Annotated in this window: 13 protein-coding genes; 3 read left to right on the forward strand and 10 right to left on the reverse strand. The window is 49.3% G+C overall.

Annotated elements, in window-relative coordinates; genetic code table 11:
- Nucleotides 1-84 precede the first annotated feature (84 nt).
- Complete coding sequence (locus DWX68_RS10265) at nucleotides 85-2,238, reverse strand: Tex family protein (protein WP_118629324.1); 2,154 nt, start codon at nucleotides 2,236-2,238, stop codon at nucleotides 85-87.
- Between the two features lie 232 nt (nucleotides 2,239-2,470).
- Here DWX68_RS10265 and DWX68_RS10270 point away from each other — a divergent pair, with 232 nt between their 5' ends.
- Nucleotides 2,471-2,851 (forward strand): hypothetical protein, encoded by a 381-nt coding sequence (locus DWX68_RS10270; protein ID WP_118492426.1) that lies wholly within the window; start codon nucleotides 2,471-2,473, stop codon nucleotides 2,849-2,851.
- A 93-nt stretch (nucleotides 2,852-2,944) separates the two neighbouring features.
- Here the strand turns inward: DWX68_RS10270 and DWX68_RS10275 are convergent, their stop codons facing one another.
- The 9 genes from DWX68_RS10275 to DWX68_RS10315 form a co-directional block, all read right to left on the reverse strand.
- Nucleotides 2,945-4,162 (reverse strand): homoserine dehydrogenase, encoded by a 1,218-nt coding sequence (locus tag DWX68_RS10275; RefSeq protein WP_118629326.1) that lies wholly within the window; start codon nucleotides 4,160-4,162, stop codon nucleotides 2,945-2,947.
- 5 nt (nucleotides 4,163-4,167) lie between these two features.
- Entirely contained in the window at nucleotides 4,168-4,611 is a 444-nt protein-coding gene (locus DWX68_RS10280; RefSeq protein ID WP_107001373.1) for an ACT domain-containing protein, read from the reverse strand.
- Nucleotides 4,612-4,815: 204 nt separating this feature from the next.
- A complete protein-coding gene (gene prfB / locus DWX68_RS10285; RefSeq protein ID WP_117796089.1) occupies nucleotides 4,816-5,943 on the reverse strand; it encodes a peptide chain release factor 2 in 1,128 nt (375 codons plus the stop codon).
- Between the two features lie 212 nt (nucleotides 5,944-6,155).
- The gene (gene secA / locus DWX68_RS10290) at nucleotides 6,156-8,738 is read right to left on the reverse strand and encodes a preprotein translocase subunit SecA (protein ID WP_118468417.1); all 2,583 of its coding nucleotides are present in this window, start codon (nucleotides 8,736-8,738) and stop codon (nucleotides 6,156-6,158) included.
- A gap of 335 nt (nucleotides 8,739-9,073) precedes the next feature.
- A complete protein-coding gene (locus DWX68_RS10295) occupies nucleotides 9,074-9,859 on the reverse strand; it encodes an RraA family protein (protein ID WP_207663957.1) in 786 nt (261 codons plus the stop codon).
- Between the two features lie 173 nt (nucleotides 9,860-10,032).
- Nucleotides 10,033-12,303 carry a hydratase gene (locus DWX68_RS10300; RefSeq protein ID WP_118629328.1) on the reverse strand — a complete coding sequence of 757 codons (2,271 nt, stop codon included), beginning with the start codon at nucleotides 12,301-12,303 and terminating at the stop codon, nucleotides 10,033-10,035.
- Between the two features lie 97 nt (nucleotides 12,304-12,400).
- Entirely contained in the window at nucleotides 12,401-13,450 is a 1,050-nt protein-coding gene (locus DWX68_RS10305; RefSeq protein ID WP_118629330.1) for a lactonase family protein, read from the reverse strand.
- Between the two features lie 134 nt (nucleotides 13,451-13,584).
- Nucleotides 13,585-14,838 (reverse strand): SLC13 family permease, encoded by a 1,254-nt coding sequence (locus tag DWX68_RS10310; protein WP_118468422.1) that lies wholly within the window; start codon nucleotides 14,836-14,838, stop codon nucleotides 13,585-13,587.
- Nucleotides 14,839-14,964: 126 nt separating this feature from the next.
- Nucleotides 14,965-16,083, reverse strand: coding sequence for a PrpF domain-containing protein (locus DWX68_RS10315; protein ID WP_207663958.1), 1,119 nt, complete (start codon nucleotides 16,081-16,083; stop codon nucleotides 14,965-14,967).
- Nucleotides 16,084-16,438: 355 nt separating this feature from the next.
- Between DWX68_RS10315 and DWX68_RS10325 the strand changes: the two genes are divergently transcribed.
- Both DWX68_RS10325 and raiA read left to right on the forward strand, forming a co-directional pair.
- Entirely contained in the window at nucleotides 16,439-17,281 is an 843-nt protein-coding gene (locus DWX68_RS10325; protein ID WP_117796095.1) for a LysR family transcriptional regulator, read from the forward strand.
- Between the two features lie 674 nt (nucleotides 17,282-17,955).
- The gene (gene raiA / locus DWX68_RS10330) at nucleotides 17,956-18,483 is read left to right on the forward strand and encodes a ribosome-associated translation inhibitor RaiA (protein ID WP_022360630.1); all 528 of its coding nucleotides are present in this window, start codon (nucleotides 17,956-17,958) and stop codon (nucleotides 18,481-18,483) included.
- Nucleotides 18,484-18,637: the final 154 nt, after the last annotated feature.

An 18,637-nucleotide genomic window follows, 5' to 3' on the forward strand; every position in this document is an offset into this window, starting at 1 on the left:
CTCCCTAATTTTCTATGCCTTATCCGCCGCCCCATTCCAGTCAGCGCTCCTGCATCCTATACCAACGGCTGAATCTGCCGTGGTTTACTTCGTCTCCCGGATTTTCATCGTCAGCGAAATGCGCTTCTTCGCCACATCAACCGCCAGCACCTTGACCTCCACGATGTCCCCGACGCTGACCGCCTCCAGCGGATGCTTGATATAGCGGTCTGTCATCTGGGACACGTGAACCAGACCATCCTGATGCACGCCGATATCCACAAACGCACCGAAATCAATGACATTCCGCACGGTTCCTTTTAAAATCATGCCCGGCTTCAAATCCTTCATTTCCAGCACATCCGTACGGAGAATCGGCTTCGGCATCTCCTCACGCGGGTCGCGCGCCGGTTTTTCCAACTCGCTCACGATATCGAGTAAGGTCGGCTCGCCGATCGAAAGCTCTTTTGCCAGCTTTGCCGTATCCGCGATCTCCTTGCGGATATTGCGGATGCCGCCCGCCGCGATCTCCTTCGGATCATGTCCAAGCTGCTTTAAAAGTGCCTCCGCTGCTTTATAGCTCTCCGGGTGCACACTCGTCGCATCGAGCGGATTCTTGCCGCCCTGGATCCGCATAAATCCGGCGCACTGTTCATACGCCTTCGGTCCCAGCTTCGCCACCTTCAAAAGCTCACGGCGCGTTGAAAATGCGCCATTCTCCTCCCGGTATGCCACGATATTTTTCGCAATCGTCTTGTTAATGCCGGAAATATAGGCGAGCAGCGGCGCCGATGCCGTATTCAGATCCACGCCGACCTTATTTACGCACGTTTCCACCACGCCCTGCAGCGCCTCGCTTAAATTTTTCTGGTTCATATCATGCTGGTACTGACCGACTCCAATGGATTTCGGATCAATTTTTACCAGCTCCGCCAGCGGATCCTGCAGGCGTCTCGCGATCGATGCCGCACTTCTCTGTCCGACGTCAAACTGCGGAAATTCCTCCGTCGCCAGCTTGCTCGCCGAATAAACCGACGCGCCCGCCTCATTGACGATGACATACTGAACCTTCTCCGGAATTTCTTTTAAGAGTTCCACGATGATCTGCTCAGATTCTCGGCTTGCCGTACCATTCCCCACTGAGATCAGGGAAATGCCGTACTTGCGGATCAGCTTTTTCACGATCTCCTTCGACTCTTCCACGCGGTTCTGCGGCGCAGTCGGGTAAATGACCGTCGTATCGAGCACTTTTCCCGTCTCATCCACAACCGCCAGCTTGCAGCCCGTCCGGAATGCCGGATCCCAGCCGAGCACCACACATCCTGCGATCGGCGGCTGCATCAGGAGCTGTTCCAGGTTCTTGCCAAATACCTGAATCGCGCCGTTCTCTGCCGTTTCTGTCAGCCCCGCGCGGATCTCGCGCTCGATCGCCGGTCCGATCAGGCGGCGGTAGCTGTCCAGAATCACTTCTTCCATCACGCGCGCCGCATCCCCATCCGGGCGGATAATCAGCTGTTTCTCCATATACCGGACAATCTGCTCCTCCGGCGCTATAAGCTTCACGCTCAGAATCTTCTCTTTCTCACCGCGGTTGATCGCCAGCACACGGTGTCCCGCCAGCTTTTTGACTGGTTCGGAAAAATGATAATACATCTCGTACACCGACTGTATCTTCTCATCCTTTGCGGATGCCTCCAAAAGACCGTCCTGCATCGTCTTTTTACGTGCGTAGTTGCGGTATTTTGCCATCTCGCTGATCTGCTCAGCCAGAATATCACGCGCGCCGTCTATTGCCTCTGAAACATCTGCAACACCCTTTTCTTCCGACACATACTTCGCCGCCTCCGCCTCCAGGCTGCCGCCCGCTTCCTGCTTGTAAATCCAGACTGCTAACGGTTCCAGCCCTTTCTCACGGGCAATTCCGGCACGGGTGCGCCGTTTCGGGCGGTACGGAAGATAAAGATCTTCCACCGCAACCAGCGTCGCCACATCGCGGATCTGTTTCTCCAGCGCCGGAGTCAGCTTCTCCTGGGCGCGGATCGCACCGATCACCTGCTCCTTTTTATCCTCCAGATTCCGAAGATAGCGCAGTCGCTCATCTAGCTGGCGCAGCACCTCATCATTCAGGGAACCGGTCGCCTCCTTGCGGTAGCGCGCGATGAACGGGATCGTGTTTCCCTCATCGATCAGCTTTACCGCCGCTTCGACCTGATTTCTCCCTATCTGAAGCTCTTCTTTCAATGCCTGTATAATATCCATGCAAAAACTCTCCTTCAATATCAATACGCTGTTTAATCATACCATTCCAGCGCATATTTCGCAAGTCAATGCCTAACTGGACAAGCGGCTTTATTCATGATACACTTTTATCGGATTCAATCCGCCAGATGGGCATAGATTTTGTTTTGCCCTATTTGGCGGCTGTCTCTAATTTTCAGAAAAGGATGTAGCTGTTTTCTTTTTTCACAGTTATGAAAGGATTAGATATACGATGAGTTATTACGATGAAACACCTTCTCCGAAGGAACATTCAGATACAAATGAAACCCGGCGCAATCGTTCGCGCCGCTATGCCACGATGTCAATGATGTGCGGCATCTTCGCATTTTTCTCCCTGTTTTTGAGTTTTTCCGCCGCGATTCTGCTCGGAATGTCGGCGAATGTACTGTTTGTCCTATCCAAGGAGGAAGGACAGCCGCGGCGCGGCAGCGCAGTGGTCGGGCTGATACTGGGAGTTATGTCTACCATCTTTGGAGTAGTTGAGTTTTTCTGCCTGATCCAGGTGTACCATATGATTACGGATCCGCAATATGCGCCGTTTTTTGATCAGGCAATGGAGTTGTATGAGAGTTTGATTGGTCCGTTACAATAAAATGATTGGCAAGAGGACCTTTTTCTGTGTATTTCTTGCGTTAAAAAGCACACCGCGTCATGAATGACTTTGGCGTGCTTTTTACTTTATATCCTATTTTGTATAGCGAATCGTCTGGCGGATATCTTCCTCGAATACCGCTGCCAGTTTCCGGAAGCGTGCTTCGGTCATTTCTCCGGTTATGACCGCAAATTCGTCCATCTCCGGGAGTTCGATGGTTTCTGCTTCACCGAAGGCTGCACGCACATCGGCAAGTTTGTCGGCTGATTTGCCTGCCAGTCGGAGGAAGTAGCTGAAGGTTACTTCGCCCATCGGTGCAACTGGCTGTTTTTCGTCGGTCCAGCCGGTCGGGATGTTGTCTTCCATGTGTCCGGCGATCTCTACGATGTCGCTGACGACTGCGCTGGCGGTCGGGAGTTTTCCGGCGCCGCTGCCGTAGAACATGACGGTTCCAAGTGTATTGCCGCGAACCATGACTGCATTGTATACGTCATTGACTGCAAAGAGCGGATGATCCGGTCCGATCATCATCGGGCATACATAGACGCTGGCTTTATTGCCTTCCATGCGGCTGGTTCCAAACAGTTTAATCGAAGTTCCCAGCTTTGCCGCATATTTGAAATCAGTATCGGTAATCTTTGTGATGCCCTCGGTCGGCACATCTTCGTAATTTACTTCTTTTCCAGTTGCCAGTGAGGTAAGAATCGTGATCTTGCGGCAGGTATCGTAGCCTTCTACGTCTGCCTCCGGGTTGCGCTCTGCATATCCGAGTTCCTGCGCTTTCTTCAAGGCTTCCTCAAAGGTCTGACCTTCTCTTGCCATCTTGGTAAGGATATAGTTGGTTGTACCGTTTAAGATACCGCTGATTTCCTCGATCTTCTCGCCTGCAAGAGACTGAGTCAGCGGACGCAGAAGCGGAATGCCGCCGCCTACGCTGGCTTCAAAAAGGAAGTTTAAGTTCTTCTCGCGTGCAATCGCCAGAAGCTCGGTGCCGTGTGCCGCTACAAGTGCCTTGTTGGAGGTCACAACGTGCTTACCGGCTAACAGGCACGCTTTTGCAAACTTGTATGCCGGATTGACGCCGCCCATCGCCTCCACAACGATCTCTACGTCTTCGTCTTTTTCAATGATCTCAAAATCATGAACAATCTGCGCTTCGTGCGGATCACCCGGAAATTCACGCAGATCCAGAATATATTTTACTGCAATCTCTTTGCCGGTTTTTTCTGTGATTTTGTCTTTGTTGGTTTCTAATACTTCTACGACTCCGGAACCAATTGTTCCATAGCCCATCACTGCTACCTGAATCATAATCTTTACTCCCTGGCTATAATTTTTACGTTGTGTACTCCCGAATTTTCTTCCATCTCTTCGACCATATGCGATATATTTCCGGTATCCGAACGGACTTCCACGCTGAGTGTCAGCGTCGCCACATTGTTGACCGGAATACTCTGATGAATCGTCAGAATATTTGCCTTGTAAATCGCTACGATATGAAGAAGATCCGATAAAAGTCCCTGTTCATCATCCATCTGCAGCACCATGGTAATCGTCTTGCCCTTGGCGTTGTCATAAAATGGAAAAATATCGTCCTTATACTTGTAAAAGGAACTCCGGCTGATCCCCAGCTGGTCGGTCGCCTCCTGAATCGTCATCGCTTTTTCTGACGCAATGAGCTTCTTCGCTTCCGCCACCTTCAAAAGGACTTCCGGCACTGCTTTCTGCTTTAACAGATAATACTTTGTTTTTTCTTCCATTCCATCTCCGCTTGTGTACGCACCAGAAATACATTTGTGTTTACCAGAAAGATATTATCACATTTATTGACACTCTGCAATCTATTTCTTTCATTATAGTCGAATTGTATCTGTAAAAAAACAGCCCAAACTGACGGCACTCGACAGAGCGCTTTCTTCTCCGTCAAACTTTTGTGCCGCCAATCCAGGCTGTTTTATCTTCTTTTATGCTTCTTCTGTCTTCTGGTTTTTCAGGCTGATCCACTTTAAATACGCACTGATAAACAGATCAATATCACCGTCCATCACCGCGTTCACATTGCCGTTTTCCGCGTTTGTCCGGTGATCCTTGACGAGCGTGTACGGCTGCATAACGTAGGAACGAATCTGATTTCCGAAGTTGATGTCCTTGACATCGCCGCGGATGTCGGACAACTTCTCGGCATTCTCCTGTTGTTTGAGCAGGTACAGCTTTGCCTTTAACATCTGCATCGCCTTGTCCTTGTTCTGGAACTGGGAACGCTCATTCTGGCACTGTACGACGATACCGGTCGGCAGATGCGTGATACGGATCGCGGAGGACGTCTTGTTGATATGCTGTCCACCGGCACCACTCGAGCGATAGGTATCGATCCGCAGATCGTCCGGATTAATCTCCACATCCAGATCTTCTTCAATATCCGGCATGACATCACAGGAAACGAACGAGGTCTGACGCTTGCCAGCCGCGTTGAACGGGGAAATACGGACCAGACGATGGACACCTTTCTCCGATTTCAGGTAGCCGTAGGCATTTTCGCCGTTGACCTGCAGTGTGATGGACTTAAGTCCCGCCTCGTCGCCATCCAGGAAATCAAGCACCTCGGTCGTAAAGCCCTTTTTGTCCGCCCAGCGCTGGTACATACGATACAGCATACTGCACCAGTCCATCGCCTCGGTACCACCCGCGCCCGCGTTCAGCTTGAGGATCGCGTTGCAGCCGTCGTACTCGCCGGACAGGAGTGTCTTTGTGCGGAGTTCTTCCAGCTCTTTGACGAACTCATCTAACATCTCCTGAATCTCCGGAATCATCGCCGGGTCATTTTCCTCATAGCCCATCTCAATCATGACCTGGATATCCTCATACTGCTGTTCAAGGTGCTTGTAGCCATCCACGGTATCTTTGAGATTTTTCGCCTCACGGACCGTCTTGGTCGAGCGCTCCGGATCATCCCAGAAGCCCGGTTCTTCCATTGATTTGTCAAGCTCCGTGATGCGGCGCTCCTTATTTTCCAGATCCAGGGAATCCTTGACCTCTTTCAGCGTCTCATCGTAGGTTGATAACGTATACTTAAACTGATCTAATTCAACCATGCTCTCACCTTCTCCATTCTCATCTATCTGCTGCCATTTTTCTCAACGGTTCAGCATTCTTTCAGTTATATTTTGTTACGGATCACACACATATAGACCGTAACTCTTTTTTATATTTGGAAAAATTCCCGGAACCAGGTATTTCGCCATAGTTTCGGGAATTTTCTGCACAGACTGCTGCAAAATCACAGCAGCCTGCCTTCTTTCATCTATTAATTCTTCGCGTACAGCTTCCGTCCACAGCACTGTTTGTACTTCTTGCCGGAACCGCATGGGCACGGATCGTTCGGGTAAATCTTCTTCTCCTCACGCTTCTTCGGTGCCTGCACGGTGCTGTCGTCACGGTTGGTTCCCGTTACCTTGGCAGCCGGTTCACGCTCGACCTTCTGCTCTGCACGGATGTGGAACAGAATACGGACGGTATCCTCACGGATCGCTGCCGTCATGCTGTCGAACATCTCATAGCCGCTCATCTTATACTCAACCAGCGGGTCTCTCTGACCATACGCCTGCAGACCGATGCCTTCGCGCAGCTGATCCATATCGTCGATATGAGCCATCCACTTTGCATCAACCACTTTCAGAAGGATCACGCGCTCCATCTCGCGTACCTGTTCCGCGCTTGTAAACTCTGCCTCGCGTGTCTCATAAAGCTTCGTTGCCGCCTCTTTGAGCATATGTTTCAGCTCATTTTTCTTCATATGCTGCTGATCTTCCGCCAGCTGAATCGGCTCTAACGGGATAACCGGAAGCAGCAGGGAATTTAACTCGGACAGATCCCACTCAGCCGGTTCCTGCTCATCAGAGATGGACATATCTACGGCGTTTTCTACGATATCCGTGATCATCTTCATGATAACGGAACGCATATTCTCGCCATCCAGTACACGGCGGCGCTCTGCGTAGATTGCCTCACGCTGCTCGTTCATAACCTCGTCGTATTTTAACAGGTTCTCGCGGATACCGTAGTTGTTGGTCTCGATCTTCATCTGTGCCTTCTCGATCGCCTTGGAAAGCATCTTGTGCTCGATCTGCTCATTCTCCGGTACGCCCATGGCGTTGAACATATTCATCAGACGCTCAGAACCAAAGAGGCGCATCAGATCATCTTCCAGAGACAAATAGAAACGTGATTCACCCGGATCGCCCTGACGTCCGGCACGACCGCGCAGCTGGTTATCAATACGTCTGGACTCATGACGCTCTGTACCGATAATCTTTAAGCCGCCCAGTTCTCTGGAAATCTCATCCAGCTTGATATCCGTACCACGACCTGCCATATTAGTCGCGATCGTAACGGCACCGTGGATACCTGCATCTGCTACGATCTCAGCCTCCAGCTCATGGAACTTCGCATTTAATACCTTATGCGGAATGCCGCGTCTTGTCAGCATCTTGCTCAGAAGCTCGGAAGTCTCGATCGTAATGGTACCAACCAGAACCGGCTGTCCCTTTTCATGGGCTGCTGCCACTTCCTCGACAACCGCATGGAATTTCTCTTTTTTCGTCTTATAAACCGCATCCTCGTAATCAATACGCTGTACCGGGCGGTTCGTCGGGATGGAGATAACGTCCATCTGGTAAATGTTACGGAACTCCTTCTCCTCAGTCTGTGCCGTACCGGTCATACCTGCTTTCTTATTGAACTTATTAAAGAAGTTCTGGAACGTAATGGTAGCCAGTGTGCGGCTCTCACGACGCACATGTACGTGTTCTTTTGCCTCAATCGCCTGATGGAGACCATCGGAATAACGGCGTCCCGGCATGATACGTCCGGTAAACTCATCGACAATCAGAACCTCGTCATCTTTTACCACGTAGTCTTTATCGCGGAACATCAGGTAGTTGGCACGCAGTGCCAGAATGATGTTGTGCTGGATCTCCAGGTTCTCCGGATCCGCCAGGTTTTCGATGTGGAAGAAATCTTCGACCTTCTTCACACCAGCCTCGGTCAGGTTGACTACTTTATCTTTCTCATTGACTACGAAATCGCCTGTCTCCTCGATCTCCTCGCCCATGATGGCTGCCATCTTGGAAAATTCCGCTGATTCCTCGCCCTTTTCCAGCTGACGTGCCAGAATATCGCACACCTCATAGAGCTTCGTGGACTTGCCGCTCTGTCCGGAAATGATAAGCGGAGTTCTCGCCTCATCGATCAGGACGGAATCGACCTCATCGATAATCGCATAGTCCAGATTCCGCATAACCATCTGCTCTTTGTAGATCGCCATGTTGTCACGCAGATAATCGAAACCAAGCTCATTGTTGGTAACGTAGGTAATATCACAGTTATAAGCTTCCCGGCGCTCGTCGGAATTCATCGAGTTTAAAACCACGCCGACCGTCAGGCCGAGGAATCTGTGAACCTCGCCCATCCACTCTGCATCTCGTTTTGCCAGATAGTCGTTGACGGTAACGATGAATACACCCTTTCCAGCCAGCGCATTTAAGTACGCCGGTGCGGTGGAAACCAAGGTTTTACCCTCACCAGTACGCATCTCTGCGATACGTCCCTGATGCAGGACGATACCACCGATCAGCTGAACCGGGTAATGCTCCATATTTAATACTCGTCTCGCCGCCTCACGCACGGTTGCAAATGCCTCCGGCAGAAGGTCGTCCAGCGTCTCGCCGTTTGCAAGGCGCTCTTTGAACTTGCGCGTATTGTCGCGCAGTTCATCATCCGATAAGGCAGTCATCTGCTCGCGCATACCTAGAATCTTATCCACGATCGGGCGGATCAGCTTCAGCTCGCGTTCGCTGTGGGTACCAAACACTTTCTCTATCAGATTCATGCTTTTCTCTCCTATTTCTTACATTCTAAATCTAGTTATTTTATTTCATTCCATCATAAATGATATGTTTTAATACATAAAGATCATATAGGCATAGTTATACAATCTTATTTATTCTAACACTAACGGGGATTTTATTCAATGATTTCATTATTTTTTTACATTTACGCTGCGCACGCGCCCGGCTGAGATAACCCGAACCTGCCGTACCCGGAAAATCCCAGCCATAAAACAAGACCCTCCATACACGAACAAAGGGACCTGCTTACCTCGCTTCCAGCATGGTAAACAAATCCCTGTTTCTATGAAATATATCCCCCGAAAATACCTATTTATTATTTTGCTTTTTTCAGTTCCTCAATCCCGCCGCCTGCTTCCAGAATCCGGGAAAATTCTTCTTCTTTTGCCGCGGACTTCTCCGCTTTTTCAAGCACTTCCTCGACAAGCTCATTCGGAACGATGCAGACACCGGAACCGTCTGCCACGATCAGGTCGCCCGGCATGACAAGGCAGCCGCAGAGGCTGACCGGTCCGTTCACTTCTGCACACTCCATGTGGTATTTTCCGGTCATCGGCGTCACGCCGCAGGAAAAGACCGGGAAATCCATCCGGCTGATCTCCTCCGTATCGCGGCAGCTTCCATAAGCGATGCAGCCTGCAAATCCACGTACTTTCGCCAGATGGCAGCTCTGGCCACCGATATTGGAATACTCCAGATTGCCTCCGAAATCGGACACCAGCACATCGCCCGCCTCGCCCAGGTAGAAAATATCCTTCGTGGACATCAAAATCTTATCTTTGTCTCGCTGTCCCTGCGTCGCCGTCTTGCGGGACGGGATGCTGCGGACCGTGACAGCTGTTCCCACCAGGCGTGAGCCTGCCTTGACCGGCTTTAAGCAGGTGTTTGGAACAGCACCGTGAATGCCGTAAGTATCCAGAATGTCCGATACAGCCGTACTCATATCTTCCAGCGCATAGTAGCGGTCAATCACCTCTTTGCTGGTACGTGGAATCTGAATCTGCACAATCTTTTCACGCGGAACTGTGCCCCAGATGCGCCCTTCTGCCTTATATTTTTCATAATCAGCGTCTCTCTGCGCCTGCATTTCTTCTATATTCATAGACTCTCTTTCCCTTTCTTTTAAACTATTTCTCACATTTTGGCTGTTTCAATCTTTCACGACTGATTATACGCCCGCAGTCCCCGCCCCATCGGGCATCCGGGATTCCGGGCGTACAGACAGGATTCAGCGTCTACTCACAATACTCACAAGCAACCGCCCGATTCCCATTTTTATTTTGTGTTTTTGTAAAAGTTAATCAAGCTTCCCGCCAGCAGAACTTCCTTCTCCGCCTCGGTCACATCCTTGAGAGCCAGCATAAGCTTCCGGCTGCTGCCGTCTGTTCCGATAACGGTTGCTTCAAATTCCTTTGCACCCTTTTCAACTGCTTCACGGATACCCGGCAGATATACATACTCGCCAGCTTCCAGATTAATTTCCGCCTCATCACAGGTAAATGGAAGGATACCCCAGTTGACGCAGTTGCTGCGGTAACGCTTGGTTGCGTACTCGATACAGATGTCAGCCAGACCGCCAAGCACCTTCTGACAGCTTGCTGCATACTCGCGGGCAGAACCATCACCCGGACGTTTTGCATACAGTACGGAACCAATACCGGTTGTCTGCATCAGATCCTCAAGCGATGTTGTAACGCCAGCTGCCTGCAGTACCTGATAAAATTCACCAGCCTTAGCGCTGTCACCAGCCAGACGAGCCTTCTCATACTCCTGTGCCGCTTTCGCACGGCCAACATACTTCGGATCCTTACGAATCAGAGTAAATTCTGAAATCTTGTACGGATTAGAACGATAGGAGGCTGTCTCACCGGACGGAATCAGTTCGTCTGTGGTTGTGACTTCGTCACGGATTACGCTGGCTACCTGTAATAACAGATTTTCTTTTAACGGCTCCATCTCCGGCCAGTCCTTGATGGACGGTCCATAAACGATCTCTGTCTCCGGTTTTGCTTTTCCAAATCCATTGTATACAATGTTCTCGTAAATGTGCTCATTGAATTCATAGGATGGTGTTTCAAATACAACCGGGCAGTTCTCTGCAGAGGTTAAATAGCCGCCATTAAATGCAGTTGCCGCGATTGACTTGGAATCCATCAGCGCAACCGATGCGATCTGACCGGTTGCCGGGTTGCTTCCCTCACGGTTCGGGAAGTTACGAGTGCTATGACGGATACAGAAATCATTGTTTCCAGGTGCATCCGAAGCGCCGAAGCACGGTCCGCAGAATGCTGTCTTCACACGCACACCATATCCCATCAGGTCATTTAAGACACCGATTTTATTTAACTCATACATAATCGGCTGAGATGCCGGATAAATATTGAATGGGAAGGTTCCCAGTCCTTTGTCCATCTTCTTCGCGATCTGGTCAACCGCATAGATATTTTCGAAGGAACCGGCTGCACAGCCTGCGATCGCCGCCTGATCAACCTTGATCTTGCCGTCATGAATCTTAGAGCAGAGATCCAGATGAATATCCTTGTTATTCTCGAAAACACGCTCTGCCTCTTTTTCTACCATCTTTAAATATTTCTCCGGTTCAGCGATGACATCCGCTAACGGATATGCATTGCTTGGATGGAACGGAAGCGCAATCATCGGAACGATCGTATCCAGATTTACCTCTACTACGCTGTCATAGAGTGCTGCATTGCCCGGAACCATCTCCTTGAAGCCCTGCGGACGTTTGTGGATCTCAAAATACTCTTTTACCTTATCATCCGTCGCCCACACAGAAGACAGACAGGCAGACTCGGTTGTCATCGTATCGATACCGTTTCTGAAATCCATCGACAGGCTGTGTACGCCCGGTCCAATGAACTCAAGGACTTTATTCTTCACAAAATTATTCTTAAATACCTTGCCGATGATGCTCAAAGCCACATCCATCGGACCAACCCACGGCTTCGGGGTACCGGTTAAAAGAACGGCAATCACACCCGGATAGTCGATCTCATAGTATTTTCCCAGCATTGCCTTTGCAAGCTCCGGACCGCCTTCGCCGATGGAGACGGAACCCTGTGTACCATAACGGGTGTGGGAATCGGATACAATCGACATATCGCCGGAGTTAACGATCATCTCACGCATATACTGATGGATGACTGCCTCATGAGGCGGAACGAAGATACCACCGGATTTACGGCAGGCAGATTCTGCATATTTGTGGACATCGGTGTTAATAGTACCGCCGACTGCGCACAGACAGTTATGGCAGTTTGTAAATACACACGGCATCGGAAACTCTTTCAGACCGCTTGCGTAAGCTGTCTGGAGAATGCCGACGTAGGTATTGTCATACACACCCATAGAATCAAACTGGATTTCCAGATGTTCCATATTGTCTGAGTGATTGTGTTTTGAAAGCACCTGCCAGGTCAGTGTTTCTTTCTTTGCTGCTTCTTCAGAAAGCTTTGCAGCTTCCTCTGCACTTGCAATGTGATCGTTATTTATAATGAATTGTTTTCCCTCATGTAAGGTTACCATATATGTACTCCTTTCGTTACGATTCGTGCCAATCGAATCATTCTCATTTTTCTGCTAAAAATCGGCTTTTCAATTCAAAAATATCTCGTTTTTTTCTCTACCGGGTCTTAAATACTATGCAGACGGGGCTCTCCGTTTCTACTACCACCGGATTTTCCTGTAAACTTCCATTCTCATTTCTCTTGAAGCATACAATGGTGTCTGTTACCTCATTGGCTGCAGCAACCCACTCTCCATCCGGACTGACAGTCAAAAATCTTGGCTGTTCACCGCCGGTCTTAATGTTCTGCATCCAGCTCATCCGGCCTGTCTCAGCGTCAAGATGGTACACGCTCACGCTGTCATGCTTGCGGTTCGATACGTACAGGGTCTTTCCCTCTGCATCCATATCGATAGCGCTCGCCCAGCCGTCTCCAGCATAGTCCTCCGGCAGACTCGTCAAAATCTGCATCGGCTCCAGCGTTCCCTCGTTCTCATCAAACCGGTACGCCGCTACCGTACTGTCTTTCTCATTCACGCAATAGCAGAAACGATTGCTCGGTGCAAATACGCAGTGTCTCGGCTCTGCCCCTGTGCGTCCCTTGATGGCAAAATGCTCTCTCAGTGTTCCTTCTGTTCCGTTTGTTTCAAATAATGTAATTTTTCCGACACCCTGAAGCCGTCCCTGGGATGGAACTGCCAGCCAGCGTCCGCTCCGGTCAAGCATCGTCTGATGCGGATGAGAAATATAACCCGGACCGCCGTTACCGGAAATGAAATACAATTCCTTGATTTTTCCAAGACTTCCATCCTTCAGCACCGGAATCAGTGAAACTGCACCGGTCTGTAAATTTGCCACATACAACCATTTTTCGCTTCTGTCAAGCACCAGATGCACCGGATTCGTTCCATGTGTGCCCACTGTATTGCAGTAGACAAGTTTTCCATCCGGCTGGATTCGATAAGCGCTGACTTCGCTGTAATCACCATGAATGGTATACAGCATGTCCTGTGCTTCATTCAGACAAAAATAGGACGGATTCACCGGACCTTCTAAAAGTCCAACCGGTTTCCAGGTTCCATTTTCTATTTCGAAAATACGGATGCCTTTGCCGCGGGCGTTGCGCTCCTTGGTGGTGCGGCATCCTACATATGCGAACTGTTTCATGGTAGATTCTCCCTTTCCTTAAACTTTCACTTAACGTTTGTTCAGAAACCTGCCTGTTCCATTTTCAACACCAAATCCATTCAAAATGGCATTCAAGTTTCTGAACTTCGGCTTTCTCCTCTTGACTCTGTCAATTATCCAACAAAACTTGTCACTCCGATAAAGGTCAGTACACACACAATCACAACGACCGTCGCGGACAGTGCGAACAGAGTACCGAACATCTTCTGCTGCTCCTTATCGCTGCAGTCCGTCTCCTGTGCATAGCTTGCCAGAATCAGGCTGCCGCCGGTTGAAAGCGGGCTGATACCTGCAACAGTTGCGCTGCACACGATTGCAGTGATAATCTGCATGACGGATGCACCACCTACCTGGGATGCGATATCCGGAACCGTCGGAATCAGAGTCGGGAATACAACGCCGTTTGCACTGGAGAACCAGGACATTAAGCCTGCCGTAAAGCCCATGATCGAACCAGCCGTCCGCTTCGTCATAAAGGATGCCAGGATGGAGGAAAGCAGGTCGATGCCGCCCATTGTCTGGGTAATATTCATCAGGACATTGACGCCTGCAATCAGAATCAGAACACTCCACGGAATCGCCTTGATCGCTTTTTTCTCATCTGCTGTACCAAGTAAAATCAGAATCATTGCCAGTGTGAAGCAGAGAAGTCCTACATCATAGGAGAAGCCGACAACCAACACAACCATGATTACCAGAGCAATCAGGCTGAGCCACTGATTCCGCGTAAATTTCTCCACCTTTTTCTCGCCGCTCTCTGCATTTCCGCGCAGCTTGTAGCCGCCTAAAAGGATATACATCGCAACTGCACAGACAAAATTGCTGACGCTGACACCGATGAAAATATTGTTGATGGAACCTTCAATTCCCATCTCTGTCATCATATCACCTACGATAATACCTGTCAGGGCAATCGGGGAAGCCGTTCCGCCGACCGCACCGAGAATCGCCATGACACCCATCAGAATCGGACTTACCTTCATCTGTACTGCCAATGCGACTGCAAAAAGGACGGTAACCGACTGCACGCTGATCGCGCCCGGTCCGGCTGCAGATAAACCAAAACTAACTACATAAATGATAATCGGTACTAAAAATAAATGTTTCCCGCAAAGTCCTATCAGACGATCCGATATCTTTTCCAGAGTTCCATTCTGCTGTAAGAGGCTGAAAAACAGCATCGTTCCGAGCAGGGTTGCAAACAGCTTAAATGGAAATCCTTTATAGATATCTGACGCACCTATGCCGCCAATTTTTCCCAGTATCAAAGCCAGACCGAAGCAGACCAGACCTACATTTGTTTTCTTCACAAATCCAAGTACAATCGCCCCAATCAGGCATCCAAGTGCTACTACCTGAAGTCCCATAATCATTCTCCCTCTTCTATCTTGTGTTTGTTGCCAGGTTACCTTTATTCTTTTACGACGTCCATTGCAATGTGGCAAAGCTTGCTTTTTTACTTTTCCAGCTATCTTCCATTTTCATTTCTTGCATTAGTCTCTCACATACACCCAGCCGTCCATGATACGTCTCGCCGTCCGTGTCACGCCGCCCTTGCTGACTTTTTCGCCGTCCATCTTAACATCCACTTCGGTCACGCCACTCGCATGTCCCAGACGGATAATATCCTGATCCGGCGCCGGGTTGACAATCTCATTGACGATTGTGCCTGAAATCCGTGCTGCTGCGCCTGTTCCGACTGCTACAGTCATCGGGTACGCCTTGTGAAGTGCGCCGACCGAGATCGCCCGGCAGCAGAGATCCATCGTATCCGCTTTTACTTCATTTCCATCCATATTGATGTAGTCTTGCGGAGCAGAGACGATGGAAACCTTCGGAGCCGACGTCGATTTCGTCCGCGCGTCCTCCCAGTTCTCCACGAAACCGCATTTCACTGCCGCCATGCCGCGGATACGCTCGATGTGTTCCATCACATCTTTATTCTGATTCAGTTCCGTAAGCTCGGATCCCTTAATTCCCAGATCCGATGCTTTGATAAATACCATCGGGTTCGAACAATCAAGTACAGTCACTTCCGCCGGACCATATTCCGGTACATCGAATACCTCTTTTTTCTGCCCGGTCGGGAACAGCTTTCCGGTCTTGGAACCAGCCGGATCCTCAAAATACATATCGATGCGGGAACCTGTTCCCGGAACCCCCTGAATTACCTCGTCGCCGTGTACCATCGCATGGCCGTCCTCAACGCGGACATGTTCCTCAATGATCTTATTGGTGTTCGTATTTAACACGCGCACCACCGTGATCGGCTCAACCGCCGGAACCAGACCTTCATCAATCGCAAACGGACCAACCGCCGATGAGATGTTTCCGCAGTTTGCACTTCCGTCCACTCTCGGAATCACGATATCCACCTGACGGAATGTGTATTCCACATCCACGCCCGGCTTGTCAGACGGTGCAATGATCGCAATCTTGCTGGTCGAGGAAACCGTTCCTCCCATGCCGTCAATCTGCTTCACATCCGGGGTACCCATGACTTTCAGGAAAATATCATCCCAAAGACTCTTATCCTCCGGCAGATCCTTCTCGTGGAAAAATACCGCTTTGCTGGTACCTCCTCTCATGTAGACACATGGATATTTTTTCATGTACATAATTCTCCTCCTTCTCCTATAAATGTACTCTCGGAATCTTTCTGTGTTTGATTTTGCGAGATGATTTTTTGTCAGTTGTGCCCAAATTTCTGAGGCGTTGGCGTTGCGTCCGCCTCTGAAATTCGGGTGCGGCTGGCGGAAAATCAGCCACAAAATTTTAAACGAAGTTTTCCTTCGCCCCTGCCCTGTATCGTACGGAATTTTCAGTTCAAAAAAATCCCCACCTGTGAACAGTTACAACCTACTATTAATTTTTCCTTATACATACTATAACTCATTGCCCCATCCGCTGTAAAATGGTATGATCTTATCAAGATTCATAACAATTTGGAATGATAAGGAGTTCGATATGGATAAACGTGATTATGAACTGCTGCTGGCGCTCGACCAGCACAAAAATATAACAAAGGCGGCGCAGTCTCTCTATATGACACAGCCTGCCATCACCAAGCGGATTCAGAAGATGGAAGAAGAACTGCACTGTCCGCTGCTCATCCGTTCCAAGCGCGGCGTGCTCCTCACCCCGGCAGCCGAAAGCCTGCTGCCCTGCGCCCGCACGATCCTAAAAAATATGGAGCAGATGGAAGAACTCGCTGCCGCCAGCCAGGACTACATCTGCGGCACGCTGCGACTCGGCTGTTCTCTGAACTACGCCCACTACCGCCTCCCGGCAATCCTCAAGGACTACACAGACCGCTATCCCAAAGTAGAGGTGCATATCACGACCGAGCAGAGCCGCCAGCTCTACAAGATGCTTTGCAAAGAAGAAATCTCCCTCGCCATCCTGCGCGGCGAATATAACTGGGACGGCAAAAAGATTCTTCTCGCCTCCGAACCCATGTGCCTGATCTGCAGCCGCGAGGACGCCGGGCGTCCTCTGACCGACTATCCGTACATCAGCCACAACACCGACTCCGGCTTAAATTCCCAGCTCTTCTCCTGGTTCGAAGCGCGTGGACTGACCGGCATCCGACGGAATTTCCAGATCGACAGCATCGATACCTGCAAGGAAATGGTGCGGTATGGGCTTGGCTGGAGTATCCTGCCTTCCATCTGCCTGAATAATTTTGACGGCTACACCGAGGCACTTTTCTGGCAGGATGGCACGCCCTTCGTCCGCAATACATATCTGCTCTGCCAACCCACCAGTGATCGGCTTCCGCAGGTCAAGAAGTTTCTGGAACTTCTCTAAATTCCACCCTGCTTCGCTCCCGTTCAGGGTGCCAGCTGTAAAACGCCGCCTCCCTGCCTATCCAGGTAAAACGTTTTTTCTTCTGCCATCCCGCCAACTTTATGGTAAACCAGACAAGTTGCACAAAATATATGTTCGACTTTCTTGTTGTCCACATTATCCACATTTTGTCCCCAGTTTTGTGGATAAGTTTTGCACACCCATTTTCTCCCTTTTTTAGGGAAAATGGAGTTTTACACCGACTTATCCACATTATCCACAATTTCCGTCTGTTCACGAAGCCCCCGTTTTCCCCGGCGCATTTTGATTTCTTTTTTGTTCAGATCTCATAAACTTGCATATTTCTTCCAAAAATACAAGCAGATCTATTGACAAATGAAGAACCCTCGCATTGCCTCCAAACCCCCGTTTTTCCTAGCTTTTTCGACCTTTTTTTGTTGCAAAAACACACCCATTCTGCCCTATCCTGCAAGACTCTTTTTTAATATTTCATTGTCCGCCGCACAAACCGCGCGCAACTCCCTTATAAAACAACAGCAATTCGTGAAAAATCAAACGACACAGTATTTCGACCTGTTTTTCAATTAATTGTGTTGACAATTTTGTGAAAAAGGTTGAATTTAACATCCAAAAGTGGTATACTATAGCCATCCCAATAAAAAGGAGCGATGATTATGCGTTATAAAATTACTGGAAGAAATATCAATGTTACCCCGGGGTTAAAAGCAGCTGTAGAGGAGAAGATCGGAAAGTTAGAGCGATACTTCAATCAGGACACCGAAGTGAATATCACACTTACGGTTGAGAAAGATCGTCAGAAGATCGAGGTTACCATCCCTGTCAAAGGCACCATCATCCGTGCAGAGCAGGAAAGCAACGATATGTATGTATCGATTGATTTGGTAGAAGAAATCATCGAGCGTCAGCTCAAAAAATATAAGAATAAAATCGTAGACAAGAAACAGGCAGCCGTTGCATTCTCTGACCTCTTCATAAACGAAGAATATGATTCCAACGACGAAGTAGATATCGTCAAAGTAAAGAAATTCGCTATGAAGCCGATGGATCCGGAAGAGGCTTGTGTACAGATGGAACTCTTAGGACATAGTTTCTATGTATTCCTGAATTCCGAGACCGAGCAGGTCAATGTTGTTTACAAACGTAAAGGCAACACCTACGGATTGATCGAACCAGAATTTTAATTCATCGCTTCGTACTATAAGTAGACAAGTTTCCTGGCAAAAAGGGGAGCTGCCATGTGGCAGTTCCCCTTTTTGCGTTGTGTTAAGTTCCATTCATATTCTATTTCTTTTCGTAACTGTTCAGTACCTTCACAGTCACGCGCAGTAAATGCGC

This window comes from Clostridium sp. AF20-7 (assembly GCF_003479275.1).
GTDB lineage: Bacteria > Bacillota > Clostridia > Lachnospirales > Lachnospiraceae > Otoolea > Otoolea fessa.